At 40.4% G+C, this 16,325-nt stretch carries 20 protein-coding genes and 1 riboswitch; of the genes, 19 read left to right on the top strand and 1 reads right to left on the bottom strand.

Annotated elements, in window-relative coordinates:
- The first annotated feature begins 9 nt into the window (after nucleotides 1-9).
- The 18 genes from MHH23_RS05240 (at nucleotide 10) to MHH23_RS05325 (ending at nucleotide 14,563) form a co-directional block, all read left to right on the top strand.
- Nucleotides 10-366 (top strand): arsenate reductase family protein, encoded by a 357-nt coding sequence (locus MHH23_RS05240; protein ID WP_008356673.1) that lies wholly within the window; start codon nucleotides 10-12, stop codon nucleotides 364-366.
- A gap of 66 nt (nucleotides 367-432) precedes the next feature.
- Nucleotides 433-816 (top strand): glycine cleavage system protein GcvH, encoded by a 384-nt coding sequence (gcvH, locus tag MHH23_RS05245; protein WP_008347039.1) that lies wholly within the window; start codon nucleotides 433-435, stop codon nucleotides 814-816.
- A gap of 44 nt (nucleotides 817-860) precedes the next feature.
- Nucleotides 861-1,097 (top strand): YusG family protein, encoded by a 237-nt coding sequence (locus MHH23_RS05250; RefSeq protein WP_008347037.1) that lies wholly within the window; start codon nucleotides 861-863, stop codon nucleotides 1,095-1,097.
- Between the two features lie 127 nt (nucleotides 1,098-1,224).
- Entirely contained in the window at nucleotides 1,225-1,569 is a 345-nt protein-coding gene (locus MHH23_RS05255) for a toprim domain-containing protein (protein WP_008347035.1), read from the top strand.
- A gap of 11 nt (nucleotides 1,570-1,580) precedes the next feature.
- Nucleotides 1,581-1,883 carry a thioredoxin family protein gene (locus MHH23_RS05260; protein ID WP_007500346.1) on the top strand — a complete coding sequence of 101 codons (303 nt, stop codon included), beginning with the start codon at nucleotides 1,581-1,583 and terminating at the stop codon, nucleotides 1,881-1,883.
- Between the two features lie 120 nt (nucleotides 1,884-2,003).
- Complete coding sequence (locus MHH23_RS05265; RefSeq protein WP_008347033.1) at nucleotides 2,004-2,345, top strand: SCP2 sterol-binding domain-containing protein; 342 nt, start codon at nucleotides 2,004-2,006, stop codon at nucleotides 2,343-2,345.
- A gap of 102 nt (nucleotides 2,346-2,447) precedes the next feature.
- Nucleotides 2,448-2,556, top strand: a riboswitch (SAM riboswitch).
- 155 nt (nucleotides 2,557-2,711) lie between these two features.
- A complete protein-coding gene (locus MHH23_RS05270) occupies nucleotides 2,712-3,737 on the top strand; it encodes a methionine ABC transporter ATP-binding protein (protein WP_024719778.1) in 1,026 nt (341 codons plus the stop codon).
- Nucleotides 3,730-4,398: a methionine ABC transporter permease gene (locus tag MHH23_RS05275; protein WP_058336900.1), complete on the top strand. Its 669-nt coding sequence runs from the start codon at nucleotides 3,730-3,732 to the stop codon at nucleotides 4,396-4,398. Before MHH23_RS05270 ends, MHH23_RS05275 begins: the two co-directional genes overlap by 8 nt.
- 14 nt (nucleotides 4,399-4,412) lie before the next feature.
- The gene (metQ, locus tag MHH23_RS05280) at nucleotides 4,413-5,234 is read left to right on the top strand and encodes a methionine ABC transporter substrate-binding lipoprotein MetQ (protein ID WP_007500351.1); all 822 of its coding nucleotides are present in this window, start codon (nucleotides 4,413-4,415) and stop codon (nucleotides 5,232-5,234) included.
- A gap of 309 nt (nucleotides 5,235-5,543) precedes the next feature.
- Nucleotides 5,544-5,912 (top strand): carboxymuconolactone decarboxylase family protein, encoded by a 369-nt coding sequence (locus MHH23_RS05285; RefSeq protein ID WP_003212803.1) that lies wholly within the window; start codon nucleotides 5,544-5,546, stop codon nucleotides 5,910-5,912.
- Nucleotides 5,913-6,127: 215 nt separating this feature from the next.
- The gene (locus MHH23_RS05290; RefSeq protein ID WP_162835676.1) at nucleotides 6,128-6,265 is read left to right on the top strand and encodes a hypothetical protein; all 138 of its coding nucleotides are present in this window, start codon (nucleotides 6,128-6,130) and stop codon (nucleotides 6,263-6,265) included.
- 211 nt (nucleotides 6,266-6,476) lie between these two features.
- The gene (gene sufC / locus MHH23_RS05295; RefSeq protein WP_007500355.1) at nucleotides 6,477-7,262 is read left to right on the top strand and encodes a Fe-S cluster assembly ATPase SufC; all 786 of its coding nucleotides are present in this window, start codon (nucleotides 6,477-6,479) and stop codon (nucleotides 7,260-7,262) included.
- 18 nt (nucleotides 7,263-7,280) lie between these two features.
- Nucleotides 7,281-8,594, top strand: coding sequence for a Fe-S cluster assembly protein SufD (gene sufD, locus MHH23_RS05300; protein WP_008347022.1), 1,314 nt, complete (start codon nucleotides 7,281-7,283; stop codon nucleotides 8,592-8,594).
- Entirely contained in the window at nucleotides 8,594-9,814 is a 1,221-nt protein-coding gene (locus tag MHH23_RS05305; RefSeq protein WP_035389339.1) for a cysteine desulfurase, read from the top strand. Before sufD ends, MHH23_RS05305 begins: the two co-directional genes overlap by 1 nt.
- Nucleotides 9,804-10,250: a Fe-S cluster assembly sulfur transfer protein SufU gene (gene sufU / locus MHH23_RS05310; RefSeq protein WP_008347017.1), complete on the top strand. Its 447-nt coding sequence runs from the start codon at nucleotides 9,804-9,806 to the stop codon at nucleotides 10,248-10,250. Before MHH23_RS05305 ends, sufU begins: the two co-directional genes overlap by 11 nt.
- A gap of 17 nt (nucleotides 10,251-10,267) precedes the next feature.
- Nucleotides 10,268-11,665 carry a Fe-S cluster assembly protein SufB gene (gene sufB, locus MHH23_RS05315; RefSeq protein WP_007500362.1) on the top strand — a complete coding sequence of 466 codons (1,398 nt, stop codon included), beginning with the start codon at nucleotides 10,268-10,270 and terminating at the stop codon, nucleotides 11,663-11,665.
- 417 nt (nucleotides 11,666-12,082) lie between these two features.
- Entirely contained in the window at nucleotides 12,083-12,649 is a 567-nt protein-coding gene (locus MHH23_RS05320) for a TetR/AcrR family transcriptional regulator (protein WP_340959034.1), read from the top strand.
- A gap of 57 nt (nucleotides 12,650-12,706) precedes the next feature.
- Entirely contained in the window at nucleotides 12,707-14,563 is a 1,857-nt protein-coding gene (locus MHH23_RS05325; RefSeq protein WP_340959035.1) for an alpha/beta fold hydrolase, read from the top strand.
- 77 nt (nucleotides 14,564-14,640) lie between these two features.
- Here MHH23_RS05325 and MHH23_RS05330 read toward each other — a convergent pair whose 3' ends face one another.
- Complete coding sequence (locus tag MHH23_RS05330; RefSeq protein WP_340959036.1) at nucleotides 14,641-15,285, bottom strand: FMN-dependent NADH-azoreductase; 645 nt, start codon at nucleotides 15,283-15,285, stop codon at nucleotides 14,641-14,643.
- A gap of 82 nt (nucleotides 15,286-15,367) precedes the next feature.
- On the opposite strand from MHH23_RS05330, the gene MHH23_RS05335 reads away from it, so the two are divergent.
- On the top strand, nucleotides 15,368-16,306 hold the full coding sequence (locus MHH23_RS05335) for a helix-turn-helix transcriptional regulator (protein ID WP_340959037.1): 939 nt from the start codon (nucleotides 15,368-15,370) through the stop codon (nucleotides 16,304-16,306).
- Nucleotides 16,307-16,325: the final 19 nt, after the last annotated feature.

A 16,325-nucleotide genomic window follows, 5' to 3' on the forward strand; every position in this document is an offset into this window, starting at 1 on the left:
GTGAAAATGGTGGCTTTAGATTTTTACGAATACCCATCTTGCGGTACATGCCGAAAAGCAAAGAAATGGCTGGAAGAACACAATAAAGACATCAACAGCATACATATCGTCGAAGAGACGCCTGATAAAGAAACATTAAAAGCCCTTTACGAAAAAAGCGGTTTAGAGCTGAAGAAATTTTTTAATACGAGCGGTCAGAAATACAGAGAGTTGCAGCTGAAAGATAAACTTCCTGCAATGTCAGAGGACGAGCAGCTTGAATTACTTGCGTCTAACGGAATGCTGATCAAGCGTCCAATTACAACAGACGGCAAACGAGTGACAGTTGGATTTAATGAAGATACATTTAAAAGCGTCTGGAAATGATGTAACTTTCATTCAGATTGTGGTATCTTCAATATAGATTGTAAGAAAAGACTGGAGGGGTATGAAATGAGCACACCAAAAGATTTACGTTATTCAGAAGAACACGAATGGGTCAAAGTAGAAGGAGATAAGGTGCGCATCGGTATTACGCATTTTGCTCAATCTGAGCTAGGCGATATCGTGTTCGTTGAGCTTCCTGAAGTAGGAGACAAAATTACAGCGGACGAGCCTTTCGGAAGTGTAGAATCAGTCAAAACAGTTTCTGAACTATACGCACCGATTAACGGCACAATCGTTGAAGTAAACGATGAGCTTGATGACAGCCCAGAGTTCGTCAACGACTCTCCATACGAAAAAGCTTGGATGATCGTAGTAGAGCCAGCGGATGCATCTGAAATCGAGAACTTAATGACTGCTGAGCAATATGAAGAAATGACAAAAGAAGACTAATTCATGTGAAATTGGACACTCTACCTTTATGGGGGGTGTCCAATTTGTCTTTTCAAAAAGAACAGGTGGATATAACAGAGCATGTCACTGGACGATTCAAAGAGAGTGGTATGGTGCTTTACCATCAAAACGAAGAGATTGGTACGATGATTAGTGAAAATCAATATGAATTAAAATCAGGTTATTCCTATGATCAAAACCGTTTTTATCGTCTGTCAGATACATTGACCCATGGGACTGAAAAATATGTAGACTGTGACGATGAAAATGGCTGGTGCTGATCACAGATAAGGCTGCAGTGAGTGCTGCAGTCTTTTTGTTGATCAATTGCCCAATCTTTACAACCTGAATGAAAGATTGTAATCTAAGGAAGAAGTGAATCAACGTCAAAAGGGCCGGGTGATCGTGATGAATGTCGAGATAGAAAAGGTCATCATTGTAGAAGGTAAATCAGATAAACAGAAGCTAAAAGAAGTCATAAGTGAACCTGTTACCATCATTTGCACCAATGGCACGATCAGTACATCGAAGCTGGATCAGCTTGTGGACGATTTATTCGGGAAAGACGTTTACATATTAGCAGACAGTGACGATGCTGGCGATAAACTGCGGAAGCAATTTCGAAAAGAATTCCCTGAAGCACTGCATCTTTTTGTCGACAGAACGTACCGCGAAGTGGCCGCTTCACCGTCAGCCCATATTGCATCTATTCTATTAGCTGCAAACATTGATGTTCATTCGAAATATTTATAAGGGTGACGTATATGAAAGAGATTGAAGAGCATGAATTCAAGGAGATAGAGGACGATTTATTTCTTTTGTACTTATATACACCATTTTGCGGAACATGCCAGCTGGCAAAGAAGATGCTGGCAGTGGTTGATGCCATGCAGCCGGAAGTTCCTTTTTATGAGAATAACTTAAATTACTCGCCAAGTTTTGCGAAAGCATTTGAGATCGAAAGTGTCCCTTGCTTTCTCCTGTTTAAAAAGGGTGAAATCGTGCAAAAAGGCTATGCCTTTCACTCCGTTCCATATCTTCATGAAATGATTGAAACCGCTAAATAAAGCGGTTTTTTGTCATATTTCAAGCAATTCATTTGAAAATTTGTCGAGCTATTTATAAAGGACAAGCCGATGTTTGTAGAGAAATGTTATGTATAACCAAATGACAGGGAGGTTATACATGTGGAAAATGTGAAAGCCCATGGAAGTGCAGGGCAGCGATTATTGTTAAAGCCGTTGCTCTCATCATCATCCTTGAAGATTACATTTGAGGCGGAAACGGACTCTTGTACATTGATTGTGGATGAACGTGGTGAAGTGAAGAAACTACCTGCAATTGAGTTATCGGATCTCATCTTTTATGGTGAGCGAAAAGAGATTTTGCAATTATTAGATGGAGACATGTCCTTACAGCAGCTGATCAGCAGAGGACAAGTGAAAGTGAAAGGCTCATTTCGAGCACTTCTTCGACTAGAAGCAGTACTTTGGCTGACGAACGGTTTTTTTCGAAAAATGATAACGTAGTCGTTTACTTGGAAATTAGCGATTTACAGCGTTGACATATCTCAGATAGCATGATATTCTACGTTAGTAAAAACATGAACATCACATAAAACAACATATTTTCTCTTATTAAGAGAGGTGGAGGGACGTGCCCTATGAAACCCGGCAACCGTCAGCATAGCTGAAATTGGTGCCAATTCACTCAAAGCCGCAATGCTTTGAAAGATGAGAGAAAGGCGTATTTGATATAAAAGGCCTTTCTGCTTGCGTTGCAGTTAGGTCTTTTTTACTGACCTGGCGTCAGGCTAGCGTCATAACAGTCGGAAGAATAATTGAACGTATGTGATGGCAACCTATAGATTCAGCAAGAAAGCAGGTGAACAGACTGTGATCCATTTACAGAATGTATCAAAAACGTATCATTCAAAAAGCGGAAATGTTGATGCCGTAAAAGACGTCAACTTGGATATCGATAAAGGTGAAATATTCGGAATTATCGGGTATAGCGGCGCAGGGAAAAGCTCCCTGATTCGCCTATTAAACGGTCTGGAGCTGCCAACAGAAGGAATCGTTGAAGTGGCAGGCAACCGAATCAATGAAGTATCGAATGCGAAACTTCGGAAAGCAAGACAAGAAATCAGCATGATTTTCCAGCACTTTAACTTGCTCTGGTCAAGAACAGTGAGACAAAATATTATGTTCCCGCTCGAGATCGCAGGTGTACCAACATCAAAACGGAGAGCTCGTGCAAACGAACTGATTAAATTGGTCGGTTTAGAAGGAAAAGAAAATGCCTATCCTTCTCAGCTCAGCGGCGGGCAAAAGCAGCGTGTAGGGATTGCGAGAGCATTAGCGAATGACCCAAAAGTTCTGCTATGTGACGAAGCGACATCTGCTCTTGATCCACAAACAACAGATTCCATCCTTGAGCTTTTAGCCGATATTAATAAACGACTAGGACTCACCATTGTATTGATCACACACGAAATGCACGTCATTCGCAAAATTTGTCACCGTGTGGCGGTGATGGAGAATGGCCGTATTGTCGAAGAAGGCGAAGTATTACGTGTCTTCAGACAGCCGAAAGAAGAAATGACGAAACGATTCGTGAAACAGCTTGCTGAACCAGAAGAAGCAAAAGAAACGATCGAGCACGTCCTAGAGAGAGTAAAAGAAGGTCAGGTCGTCCGGTTGTCCTTTATCGGAGATTCTGCCGAACAGCCGCTGATCACGGAAATCATTCGATCCTTCAAGGTCGATGTGAACATCCTGCAAGGAAAGATTTCTCAAACGCAGGAAGGCGCGTTTGGAACACTCTTTATCCATATTAATGGAGACGAGAACGAAGTTGAAAAAGCCATCGCCTATATCCAAAGCAAACAGGTTGAAATTGAGGTGATGACACATGTTTGAGAAATGGTTTCCGAACGTTGATCTAGAGGTTATTTGGAACGCCACGGGTGAAACGGTGTATATGACACTCATTGCATTAGCGTTTGCTTTTGCTATCGGCATCATCCTTGGGCTGTTGCTCTTTTTGACAAGTAGAGGCGGTTTGTGGGAAAACAAACCAATTAATGCTGTCATCGGCGCAGTCGTCAACATTTTCAGATCGATTCCCTTTATCATATTAATCATTCTATTATTAGGATTTACTAAACTAATTATGGGCACGATATTAGGCCCAAATGCAGCATTACCAGCCCTTGTCATTGGCTCAGCTCCTTTCTACGCACGTCTTGTTGAAATTGCACTGCGTGAAGTAGACAAAGGAGTCATTGAAGCAGCACGATCTATGGGAGCAAAAACGTCGACCATTATTTTCAAAGTATTGCTTCCAGAATCACTGCCAGCCCTTATTTCAGGAATTACTGTAACAGCAATTGCTCTGATTGGCTCTACTGCGATTGCAGGTGCAATTGGAGCAGGCGGACTGGGTGACCTTGCTTATGTGGAAGGATACCAATCTGGTAATACAGATGTCACACTTGTAGCCACTGTGTTTATTCTGATCATCGTCTTTATCATTCAAATAATCGGTGATTTGATTACAAATAAAATTGATAAACGTTAAGGGAGGAATTATTCATGAAGAAATTGATTTTAAGTGCACTATTTCTAGCATTTGCAGGCATTTTAGCTGCGTGCGGTTCATCAAATAACGCAAGCGATAACAAAACCATCACGGTTGCCGCTTCAAAAACACCACATGCCGAGATTCTTGAAGAAGCAAAACCACTTCTAAAAGAAAAAGGCTACGATCTAAAAGTGAAAGTACTGAGCGATTATAAAATGTACAACAAAGCATTAGCTGAAAAAGAAGTGGATGCGAACTTTTTCCAACATATCCCTTACTTGAACGAAGAAAATAAATCAAACAAAGATTACAACTTAGTGAGTGCTGGTGCCGTTCACCTTGAGCCTTTCGGTATCTACTCTAAGAAATACAAATCAGTAAAAGATATTCCAAACGGCGGCACGATCATCATGACAAACAACGTAGCTGAGCAAGGACGTATGCTTGCCCTATTACAAAATGCTGGTGTGATCAAGCTTGATCCAAAAGTAGATACAATCAACGCAACAGTCAAAAACATCAAAGAAAACCCGAAGAACCTAAAATTCAAAAAAATCGCTCCTGAACTAACAGCGAAAGCTTATGAAAACAGTGAAGGCGATGCAGTATTTATTAACGTTAACTATGCGATCCAAAATAAATTGAATCCGAAAAAAGATTCAATTGAACTTGAGCAAACGAAAAACAACCCATATGCAAACATCGTCGCTGTTCGCAAAGGTGACGAAAAATCAGAGAAGATCAAGGTATTAATGGAAGTTCTTCACTCTGATAAAATCAAAGAATTCATCGACAAAAAGTATGATGGTGCAGTATTGCCTGTATCTGAATAACAACTTGTAAACCTCGCTTTCATCAAAGCGAGGTTTCAACGTGTAGACAAACCCTCGCATTCGTTGTCAGGTCTGCGCTCCGGTGCTCACGAATGTCAAATTCGCTCTGCTCCGGTACTCGCCCTTCCTAGACTGCAAAGGTTTTCTATCACGCTGAAAAAAGAAGTCAAAGGGCTAAAATAAAGATCATTTTAGCCCTTTGTCAATCATCTGCAACCTCGCTTTCATGAAAGCGAGGTTTTTTTGTGTATTTTTTCAAATCTCGCTCATAATAAAAACGAACAAATGACCTGAAGGGATGGAATGAAGATGAATGAACAACATATGAGCGGATCGATGCAGCAATCACTGACGGATTATAAAACGGCAATGGGTGAATTTCAGAAGAAAATGCCGGTGTTTGGCAAGAAATTCAATGAATTTACGGAGCAGTGCTTTCAGAGCGATTCATTAACACAAAAAGAAAAACAAATGATTGCCCTCGGCATCAGCATTCATGCACAGGATGAATATTGCATGATCTATCATACAAAGGGAGCGCTCGATCAAGGCGCAACAGAAGAGAATTTGCTAGAGGTCGTCAGTGTGGCGGCAGCGTTTGGCGGCGGTGCTGCGCTAAGTCAAGGTATCACAGTTGTTCAGCAATGTATTGACGAATTTGGAGGACAGACGCATTAAGGGAAGGATAAGATGGTATTTATCCATCTCAGGGAGTTGAGTCGTTCTCAGCCTTTAGTGTGAGAAAATATGCCAGCATAGCGCGCTATATCCCTTTTGAGTGAAGCCGCATGTCTTTGATACAATGAAGCTACACTCGAAGAAGGGAATGGTTTATTATTTGTTCGGACCATAGTACACTGGGATTGGATTATACCGCCGAGATGGAAAAGGCCATGCATAAAGCTCATGGCATGAGCTATGCAGAGTACGAAAGAGACCATGACTTAAGGATGAAAGTGGAATATAAACGAGAGCAGTCCTATCGAGATGAGAAAAGGCAGCTCGCAAAAATGAATATACAAGGCTATTAAATAGCTAAGGGACGGGGAGAATAGTTTCCCGTCCTTTCTTTATGAAAACTGTCTTTTCGACATAAATCCTTTTATCTACCTGTATTTTTTGTTAGAATTTTGAGAGCATCCTCTCACGCTTGTCGTGAATGTGTTGTATTCACTTTTAATTTGTTATAAAATTAGAATGAGAATAAATTGAGAATAATGATTATTTTGGAGGTATCGATATATGACTGCTTCGACATTAACAATTAAGGACTTGCACGTTGAGATTGAAGGGAAAGAAATCTTAAAAGGTGTAAACCTAGAAATAAAAGGTGGAGAATTCCACGCAGTAATGGGACCAAACGGAACAGGTAAATCTACTTTATCTGCTGCTATCATGGGCCATCCTAAGTATGAAGTGACAAAAGGCAGCATCTTGCTTGATGGCGAAGATGTTCTTGAAATGGAAGTAGATGAGCGCGCGCAAGCGGGTCTTTTCCTTGCAATGCAATATCCATCTGAAATTAGTGGTGTGACAAATGCAGACTTCCTTCGTTCGGCTATTAACGCACGCAGAGAAGAAGGCGATGAAATCTCTCTCATGAAATTCATCCGCAAAATGGACGAAAACATGGAATTCCTTGAAATGGACCCAGATATGGCACAGCGCTACCTAAACGAAGGTTTCTCAGGCGGGGAGAAAAAACGCAACGAAATTCTTCAATTAATGATGATTGAACCAAAAATCGCCATTCTTGACGAAATCGATTCTGGTCTTGATATCGATGCGCTGAAAGTTGTTTCTAAAGGAATTAATAAAATGCGCGGCGAAAGCTTCGGCTGCTTAATGATCACTCACTATCAGCGTTTATTGAACTACATCACACCAGATCACGTTCATGTCATGATGCAAGGACGTATTGTGAAATCTGGCGGACCAGAACTTGCGCAGCGTCTAGAAGCAGAAGGTTATGACTGGATTAAAAAAGAGTTAGGAATTGAAGACGAAACTGTTGGTCAAGAAGCGTAAGCGTTAGGAGGATTATTGATGACATTAGAAACGAAATTATCAGTAGATCAAGATTATGTCAAAAGCTTCTCCGAGAAGCATCAGGAACCGGCATGGATGAGTTCCCTTCGCTTACAGGCTCTTGAAAAAGCAGAAGACCTTCCAATGCCAAAGCCTGACAAAACGAATATTTCTAAATGGAATTTAACCAATTTCAAACAGCATACAGTCGAAAGTGCGCCATTTGGATCTTTAGAAGAGCTTCCTGAAGAAGTGAAGTCACTTATTGATTTAGAGGACACAGATAAGACAGTCTACATTCAGCGTGATCAAACGCCAGCATACTTGTCTCTTTCTACGGAAGCAAAAGACAAAGGCGTGATCTTCACTGATATCCATACAGCGATTCGCGAACATGGAGACCTAGTGAAGAAATATTTCATGACAGATGCAGTGAAAGTGGATGAGCACAAACTTACAGCTCTACATGCTGCTTTAGTGAATGGCGGAGCTTTCCTCTATGTACCGAAAAACGTAGAGCTTGAAGCACCAATTCAAGCCGTTTATCTTCATGAGAATGACGAAACAACGTTGTTCAACCATGTCATCGTTGTAGCAGACGATCATAGTGCTGTGACATATGTCGAAAACTACATCAGTACGGCAACACCAGAAGAAGCGATCTTCAATATCGTGTCTGAAGTCTTCACAGGTGCAAATGCCCGCGTCACTTACGGTGCAGTGGATAACCTTGCAGAAGGTGTGACAGTCTATGTGAATAGACGTGGTATGGCAAATGGTCGTGACAGTAAAATCGAATGGGCGCTTGGTCTGATGAATGATGGAGATGTCGTGTCTGAAAACATCACGAAGCTTATGGGCGACGGTACATTCGGTGATACAAAATCAGTTGTTGTTGGCCGCGGGAATCAAACGGAAAACTTCACAACAAGCATCATCCACTTCGGTAAAAACTCTGAAGGGTATATCTTGAAGCATGGTGTCATGAAGGATCAAGCATCTTCTATCTTTAACGGGATTGGTAAAATCGAGCATGGCGCAACGAAGTCAAATGCAGAGCAAGAATCTCGTGTTCTCATGCTGAGTGAGAAAGCACGCGGTGACGCTAACCCAATTCTTTTAATCGATGAAGATGATGTAACAGCAGGACACGCTGCTTCTGTTGGGCGTGTTGATCCAATTCAACTCTATTACCTCATGAGCCGTGGGATTTCCAAAGAAGATGCAGAAAGACTTGTCATTTATGGCTTCTTAAATCCAGTCGTCAAAGAACTGCCGATTGAAGGAGTTAAAAAGCAGCTCGTTTCTGTGATTGAAAGGAAAGTAAAATAATGAATATCAAAGACGTTCGTGAGCAGTTTCCAATCCTTCATCAGCAAGTGAACGGACATGATTTGGTGTATTTGGACAGTGCAGCGACATCTCAAAAACCACGAGTTGTCATTGATGCAATGAATGAGTATTACCGGTCTTACAACTCGAACGTCCACCGGGGTGTTCATACCCTTGGCACAAGAGCAACGGACGCATACGAGGGTGCAAGAGAAAAAGTTCGAGCATTCATTGGCGCTTCTTCTGTCCAGGAGATTATTTTTACTAGAGGTACAACAACCGCACTGAACACAGTGGCAATCAGCTATGCTAGAGCAAACCTCAAAGAAGGCGATGAGATCGTCATTACGCATATGGAACATCATGCGAATATCATCCCTTGGCAGCAGGCAGCAAAAGCAACTGGCGCCACATTGAAATATATTCCGTTACAGGAAGACGGCACGCTGTCGCTTGAAGATGTGAAGCAAACCATCACACATCAAACGAAAATCGTTGCTGTCACACATGTTTCAAACGTATTAGGAACCATCAACCCAATTAAAGACATCGCAAAGATTGCTCACGATCACGGTGCAATTATCGTCGTCGATGGTGCCCAGAGCACCCCTCACATGCAAATTGATGTTCAGGACTTGGATTGCGACTTTTTCGCATTCTCTGGGCATAAAATGTGTGGACCGACTGGCATTGGTGTTCTTTACGGGAAGAAGGACCTTTTGAATAATATGGAGCCTGCTGAGTTTGGCGGTGAAATGATCGACTTTGTGGATCTATATGATTCTACATGGAAAGAGCTGCCGTGGAAATTTGAAGCGGGAACACCGATTATTGCAGGAGCAATTGGGCTCGGAAAAGCGATTGATTTCTTAAATGACATCGGAATGGAGGAAGTCAGTCGTTACGAGCATCAGCTTGCGACTTATGCACTTGAGCGCTTTAAGGAGCTTGAAGGTGCCACGGTTTACGGACCGCAGCACCGAGCTGGACTTGTGACGTTTAACTTAGACGACGTCCATCCTCATGATGCCTCAACTGTTCTAGATACGGAAGGTGTCGCCATTCGTGCTGGACATCACTGTGCACAGCCGCTCATGAAATGGCTTGGTGTATCAGCGACTGCAAGAGCAAGCTTCTATCTGTACAATACAGAAGAGGAGATTGACGAGCTCATGGCAGCGCTCCGTAAGACAAAGGAGTATTTTACGAATGTCTTTTAATGTAAACTTAGACACACTGTACAGACAAGTGATTATGGATCATTATAAAAATCCGAGAAACAAAGGTGTGTTAAACGACAGCATTGTCGTCGATATGAACAACCCTACGTGTGGTGACCGCATTCGTCTCACGATGAAAATCGAAGACGAAAAAGTCATCGATGCGAAATTTGAAGGAGAAGGATGCTCGATTTCGATGGCATCTGCCTCTATGATGACGCAGGCGATTAAAGGGAAAGATATTGAAACAGCTTTGAAAATGTCTCAGATTTTCTCCGATATGATGCTAGGAAAAGAATACGACGATTCCATTGATCTTGGTGACATTGAGGCGCTGCAGGGAGTCGCAAAATTCCCGGCACGCATCAAATGTGCAACATTATCCTGGAAGGCGCTTGAAAAAGGCGCATCTGCCGAAGATAACGGCAAATCATAAGATTGGAGTGAAAATGGATGGCTAAAAAAATGCCAGATGTTGGTGAATATAAATACGGCTTTTCTGATAAAGACGTTTCCATTTTCCGTTCAGAGCGCGGACTGACAAAAGAGATCGTTGAAGAAATTTCTCGTATGAAAGAAGAGCCTCAGTGGATGCTCGACTTCCGTTTGAAATCTCTTGAGCACTTTTACAACATGCCGATGCCACAATGGGGCGGAGATTTAAATGCATTAAACTTTGATGAAATTACGTACTACGTAAAACCATCAGAACGCTCTGAGCGTTCTTGGGATGAAGTACCAGAAGAAATCAAACAAACCTTTGATAAGCTTGGTATCCCTGAAGCAGAGCAAAAGTACTTAGCAGGTGTATCTGCTCAGTATGAATCTGAAGTTGTGTATCACAACATGAAGCAAGATCTTGAAGATCTAGGCATTGTGTTTAAAGATACAGACAGTGCATTAAAAGAGAACGAAGACATCTTCCGTGAGCACTGGGCAAAAGTCATTCCTCCGACTGACAACAAATTTGCTGCGCTTAACTCGGCTGTATGGTCTGGTGGTTCATTCATCTACGTACCAAAAGGCGTAAAAGTAGATACACCACTTCAAGCATACTTCCGAATCAACTCTGAGAACATGGGTCAGTTCGAACGTACACTGATCATCGTTGATGAAGGCGCACACGTGCATTACGTAGAAGGTTGTACAGCTCCAGTTTACACAACAAACTCACTTCATAGTGCGGTTGTTGAAATCATCGTGAAAAAAGGCGGCTACTGCCGTTATACAACGATTCAAAACTGGGCAAACAACGTCTTCAACCTTGTGACAAAACGTACAGTATGTGAAGAGAATGCAACAATGGAATGGATTGATGGAAACATCGGTTCTAAGCTGACAATGAAATACCCAGCTGTCATCTTAAAAGGTGAAGGCGCTCGTGGTATGACATTAAGTATTGCCCTAGCAGGTAAAGGTCAGCACCAAGATGCAGGTGCGAAAATGATTCACCTTGCACCAAACACATCTTCAACGATCGTATCGAAATCGATTTCCAAACAAGGCGGTAAAGTCACATACCGTGGAATCGTACACTTCGGACGCAAAGCAGAGGGTGCACGCTCAAACATCGAGTGTGACACACTCATCATGGATAACAAATCAACATCTGATACGATTCCTTATAATGAAATCTTAAACGACAACATTTCATTAGAGCACGAAGCGAAGGTATCAAAAGTATCAGAAGAGCAGCTATTCTACTTGATGAGCCGCGGAATTTCTGAAGAAGAAGCAACAGAAATGATCGTCATGGGCTTCATCGAGCCATTCACAAAAGAACTGCCAATGGAATACGCCGTTGAAATGAACCGTTTGATTAAGTTTGAGATGGAAGGTTCGATTGGTTAACCGTTGATATAGCGGGGATTAAAGGTGTTTAGACGTTATATTTATATTAAGCACCCACAAAGCGCCCACAAAATTTAATTATTGAACATACCGCAGATACAATTTCTTTGGTCCTCAATTTTTGGGTGACATGGAGATACGTGTCTGCGGTTGTTTTTTATACTAGAATGTCTTAACCTTTCCCATACATAGTTCTTATTCAAAACGTTTACAGCATGGCTATGCTCAATGCATGTCTTTTATAAACTTCTCTGAAATACTCTCTCACAACATTTGTTTTGAACCTTTTAAAGGAGAAATGATTTTACCTTTAAGGCCGCTAACAACTTCGAGGTTCAGATCAACTTTATTCAAAATAAATACTTGCCACATTCAAACTAGTACTGTATAGTTCTAATTATGACAAAGATAAAATTAATGAATCAAAAACGTGTGCTTGAAGTAGCTGCAACTTTATTTTTAGAAAAAGGGTTTGCTTATACGAGTATGGACGAATTAGTTCGTGTTAGCAAAGTATCAAAGTCTAATGTGTATTATCACTTTTCTAATAAGGAGGAATTATTAGAAGGGGTCGTTGATTATTGGATTGATATGTATCAATCTGCAATGGATGACGTACTGTCTCAGACCCAATTTTCAGTTGAAGATCGTATTCAACTGTTTTTAAAGCAATTATCACAAGGCGTTCAGTCGAGAGAGTATAGGGGTGGCTGTCCATTTATTACTCTTTATATTCAAAGTCCTGCAAAGGCCACACAAATAAAAGAAAAAATAGGACTTTTTTTCACAGGATTACAAGAGAAAGTTTCTCTATTACTGAAACAAGGGGTAGAGAATGGGGAATTCAGAGATACGATTCAGATTGATGAGGTGGCATCCCTTTTTATGACAAATCTTGAAGGAGCGTTATTTATTTCAGAAACATTGAAGGATGCAACTGTCATCACAAAAACAGCAGATCATTTATTTAACTTGCTTCGATAAAGAAGCATTTTTTTTACAACAAATTAGTACTGATTAGTACTAAAAAGGAGACCTCAGATGAAAACAGTATTTTTAATTGGTGGAACGGGCTTTATTGGGAAGCAATTAGTCGAGGAATTAGCGAAAGAGGATGTGAACATTCTTCTTTTAGTAAGGTCAAAAAGTAAAGCAACACGCATTTTTCAAGAAAGAGGCATTTTAAAAGAGGGAGTGATGCACTTTGTTGAAGGTGATTTGACGAAAGTCGATTTGGGTCTAAGTCCTGAAGATCAGGAGAGGGTATTGAAAACGGATGTGATCATTCACGCAGGAGGCCCGATGGATATTCAAGCAACCAGTAAAGAGGCAGCTTCTGTTTTTTTAAATGGCGCCAAACACATTAGTGAGTTAGCTAAAAGTATTCATCAATCGAAGGGTTTGCAGCAATTTATTCATGTTGTCGGTTATATGAGTCCCTTTGATGATCAAAATAGCAAGATTGCCATCGACGTGTTTGAAGAAGGAAACGATTACTTGAAAATAAAAAATCCTTATGAGAGAACAAAGTTTTTAGCAGATCTTTATATTCGTCAACAGGCATCTTCAGTAGGTTATCCGCTTTCTGTCATTAATCCGCCAACTGTCGTTGGTAGTAGTCAAACAGGGAGTACAGAGCAAATTGCAGGATTGGGTTTGCTTGTAAAGAGTATGCGAAGAGGGCTCATGCCGGTGATTCCTGGAGGTAAGGACTATCGGTTACCACTTATTTCAAACGATGAGTTTGCGAAGTTTATTGTACAGGTTTTCAAGTTGGAGCAGCCGGCTATTCAAACATATACACTTGTTGAAGACAAAGAGCACGATCAGAGCGTTGCTGGACTATTAAGTATGATGTCAGAAAGTATGAATATGAAGGCACCTAGCATCTCTGTCCCAATGCCACTGATGAAAGCTGTCATGAATAGTGGTGTAAGTAAACTCACAAACATTCCTTCTGACGGATTGAATTTTATGACAAAACGAACGTTTTCAAATATTTCAGCGAAAAAAATAATGGGAGAAGATTGGTTTAAGAAGACGAGTGTCATGACATTTTTCCCTGCTGTAGTAGCTGATCTAGATTATCGAATGATGGCTCAAAATGGTGAGCACCAACATTTATTTAAACGAACATTATGCGATAATAACACCCTTTACCAATTACAAGGAGAAGGGAAGCCGTTTATTTTATTACATGGTTTATTGAGTGATGGAGAAGATTTATTCCCTTTAGCACAAGAGCTTCATGAGAAAACAGGTCAACCTGTATGGATTTTGGACCTTCCTGGTTTGGGGCGTTCTCCATTTAAACGAGAGAAACATCTTCTAGATATCTATTTAAATGTAGTGAAAAAAGTAATAGAAAAAGCGACGAATGGTGCACATCTAATCGGCCATTCATTCGGTGCGTATATTCTTCTAGAAGCTTTGACACAAAAGTACATAGATAAGAAGTATTCCATCACTTTACTTCAGCCGCCTGTTGCTAAACAAAAGGCAAAATCACTTCATGTTCCTCAATTTCTGAACAAATGGACATTAAGATTGGCAACGACTCATTTGATAGAGCGTTATGTGTTAAGAAATGGTTTGTTTGAAAGCACGGAGAGCATCCCTAAACATTATATTGAAAAAATCAGAAACAGCTTTACTTCTCCTAGAATTTTAAATACGACGGTTCAGCTTAACCATTTATTACTGAAAACCGATCAAGGTGACTTTAAAGAAGTCACAAAGGATCATCTTCACATGATTTGGGGGGAGTATGACAGAGGCTATTCTGCGCCATCGCATCTTGGGAAGGTTGATTTTGTTCCGTATGGCCACCATTTCCCTCTTAGCCATCCGAGTGAAACGGCAGCATTAGTCATCAATAATATTTGTACTAGCAGATAGGAGTCACCCCAAAACGAAAAAATAAGATTGATGACAAGTGAGCAAAATTTTTCGTTCTGGGTCTTGAAAAATAGAGGTTAACGAGGTGCATAAAACGCATCTAAGGTTTTCGTCATATCATCAGATGCAGATTTTAAGATAGTCCTTTGATCTAAAATCGCTGTTCCTTGTGCCCGGACTATATGAAATTGTTGAAAACCCATCAAGTTTTGGAATATTTCCTTTAGATAATAATATGAAAATTCCAGTGGTGTGTACCGATCGTTATTTGTGAAAATTGAGCCACTTGCTTGAAGCAAAAGTACACGAAAATCGTCAGTCATCAGACCAACTGACCCATTTTCTGTATACTTGAACGTTTCTCTAGCAATGAAGATATTATCTATATAATCTTTCATACGTGACGTCACATTGAAATTATGAACAGGTGATACAATCACAATTCGATGATGTGCTTTGAATTGAGCCAATAGAGCAGATGAAGCAGCGGCGATTTTTTCTTCGGTAGCCGTTAATGCTTGTTCGGATGCTTGCTTATCCCAAATTCCTAGCAGTTGTTCTTTTTCGATACGAGGAATTTCAGTTTCATGTAAATATAAAATTGTTGGTTCTTCATGAGGGAATCTTTCTTTAAACTGTTTTAAAAAAAGTGTTTGCAGTTTGTTTGAATAACTTTCTCGATGAGTGAAATCTGGGTGCGCGTTAATGATTAATGTTTGCATATACATGCTCCTTTTCTTTTGATAAGCTGAGTATAAATGATAAAGGTGACAAAAGAAGTCACCTTTTTAAGAGGGAAGGCAAATGAAAAAATCAGAACGATTAAACCAAGAACTTATTTTTTTAAGCGATAAACACTCTTTTCAGTTAAAGGACTTACAATCCGAATTTGGCATTTCTAAACGTACAGCTTTAAGAGATATAGAAGAGCTAGAGTCCATGGGCTTAGCTTTTTATGTTGAAAATGGCAGACATGGAGGATATCGGCTCGTGAATCAATCCTCATTGGTTCCGATCTATTTTCAAATAGATGAAGTTCAAGCCATTTTTTTCGCTCTTAAAGCCTTAGATCTGTTGTCAGCAACACCATTTAAAAAGTCTTACTCACAGATTCGCCAAAAACTGTTTGCTACAATGTCTGATGAGAGAAAACATCGGATCACGGAGATTTTGGATGTGATTCATTACTATCATGTCGCGCCAGTGAGTGAACAAAATCATTTGGATTTGATATTGCAGGCAATGATGGAAGATCAAATCGTGAAGATGACATACACTCAATATGAACATAAAAGGATCAGGCTACAATTTCTTGAGTTGTTTTATCGAAATGGGATTTGGTTTACCGAAGCATATGATGTTCAGAATAAAAAGTGGGGCATCTACAGATGTGATTGTATGACGGACATGATGATCGAAGAAGAAACGAAAGACACTTTTACGAAGGAAGAATTAAAAGCACTGCAGCTCAAATACGAAAAAACCTATCATGATATCTCTTTTAAATGTCGATTAACGGAACAAGGGAAAGAGAAGTTTTTGAAGAATCATTATCCGAATATGAGATTGGAGACCATTGATGATACGCCTTATATAGTGGGTGGGTACAACCAAGAAGAATTATCGTATATGACTCACTATTTGATCTCATTTGGGAAACATGTGAAAATTGAATACCCCGATGAATTAAAAGAAAGTTATCTGACTCAATTGCAAGAAATGATGGATCAATATATAAAATGAACGGATTGTATCTGAATCA

It is taken from the genome of Bacillus sp. FSL K6-3458 (genome assembly GCF_038005045.1).
Classification (GTDB): Bacteria; Bacillota; Bacilli; order Bacillales; family Bacillaceae; genus Bacillus; species Bacillus altitudinis.

Bases quoted from the DNA above. Each gene is read 5' to 3' on its own strand.
- gcvH (WP_008347039.1), top strand. From the start codon at position 433: ATGAGCACACCAAAAGATTTACGTTATTCAGAAGAACACGAATGGGTC.
- MHH23_RS05255 (WP_008347035.1), top strand. From the start codon at position 1,225: ATGAATGTCGAGATAGAAAAGGTCATCATTGTAGAAGGTAAATCAGAT.
- MHH23_RS05260 (WP_007500346.1), top strand. From the start codon at position 1,581: ATGAAAGAGATTGAAGAGCATGAATTCAAGGAGATAGAGGACGATTTA.
- MHH23_RS05275 (WP_058336900.1), top strand. From the start codon at position 3,730: ATGTTTGAGAAATGGTTTCCGAACGTTGATCTAGAGGTTATTTGGAAC.
- metQ (WP_007500351.1), top strand. From the start codon at position 4,413: ATGAAGAAATTGATTTTAAGTGCACTATTTCTAGCATTTGCAGGCATT.
- MHH23_RS05285 (WP_003212803.1), top strand. From the start codon at position 5,544: ATGAATGAACAACATATGAGCGGATCGATGCAGCAATCACTGACGGAT.
- MHH23_RS05290 (WP_162835676.1), top strand. From the start codon at position 6,128: ATGCATAAAGCTCATGGCATGAGCTATGCAGAGTACGAAAGAGACCAT.
- sufC (WP_007500355.1), top strand. From the start codon at position 6,477: ATGACTGCTTCGACATTAACAATTAAGGACTTGCACGTTGAGATTGAA.
- sufD (WP_008347022.1), top strand. From the start codon at position 7,281: ATGACATTAGAAACGAAATTATCAGTAGATCAAGATTATGTCAAAAGC.
- MHH23_RS05305 (WP_035389339.1), top strand. From the start codon at position 8,594: ATGAATATCAAAGACGTTCGTGAGCAGTTTCCAATCCTTCATCAGCAA.
- sufU (WP_008347017.1), top strand. From the start codon at position 9,804: ATGTCTTTTAATGTAAACTTAGACACACTGTACAGACAAGTGATTATG.
- sufB (WP_007500362.1), top strand. From the start codon at position 10,268: ATGGCTAAAAAAATGCCAGATGTTGGTGAATATAAATACGGCTTTTCT.
- MHH23_RS05320 (WP_340959034.1), top strand. From the start codon at position 12,083: ATGAATCAAAAACGTGTGCTTGAAGTAGCTGCAACTTTATTTTTAGAA.
- MHH23_RS05325 (WP_340959035.1), top strand. From the start codon at position 12,707: ATGAAAACAGTATTTTTAATTGGTGGAACGGGCTTTATTGGGAAGCAA.
- MHH23_RS05330 (WP_340959036.1), bottom strand. From the start codon at position 15,285: ATGCAAACATTAATCATTAACGCGCACCCAGATTTCACTCATCGAGAA.
- MHH23_RS05335 (WP_340959037.1), top strand. From the start codon at position 15,368: ATGAAAAAATCAGAACGATTAAACCAAGAACTTATTTTTTTAAGCGAT.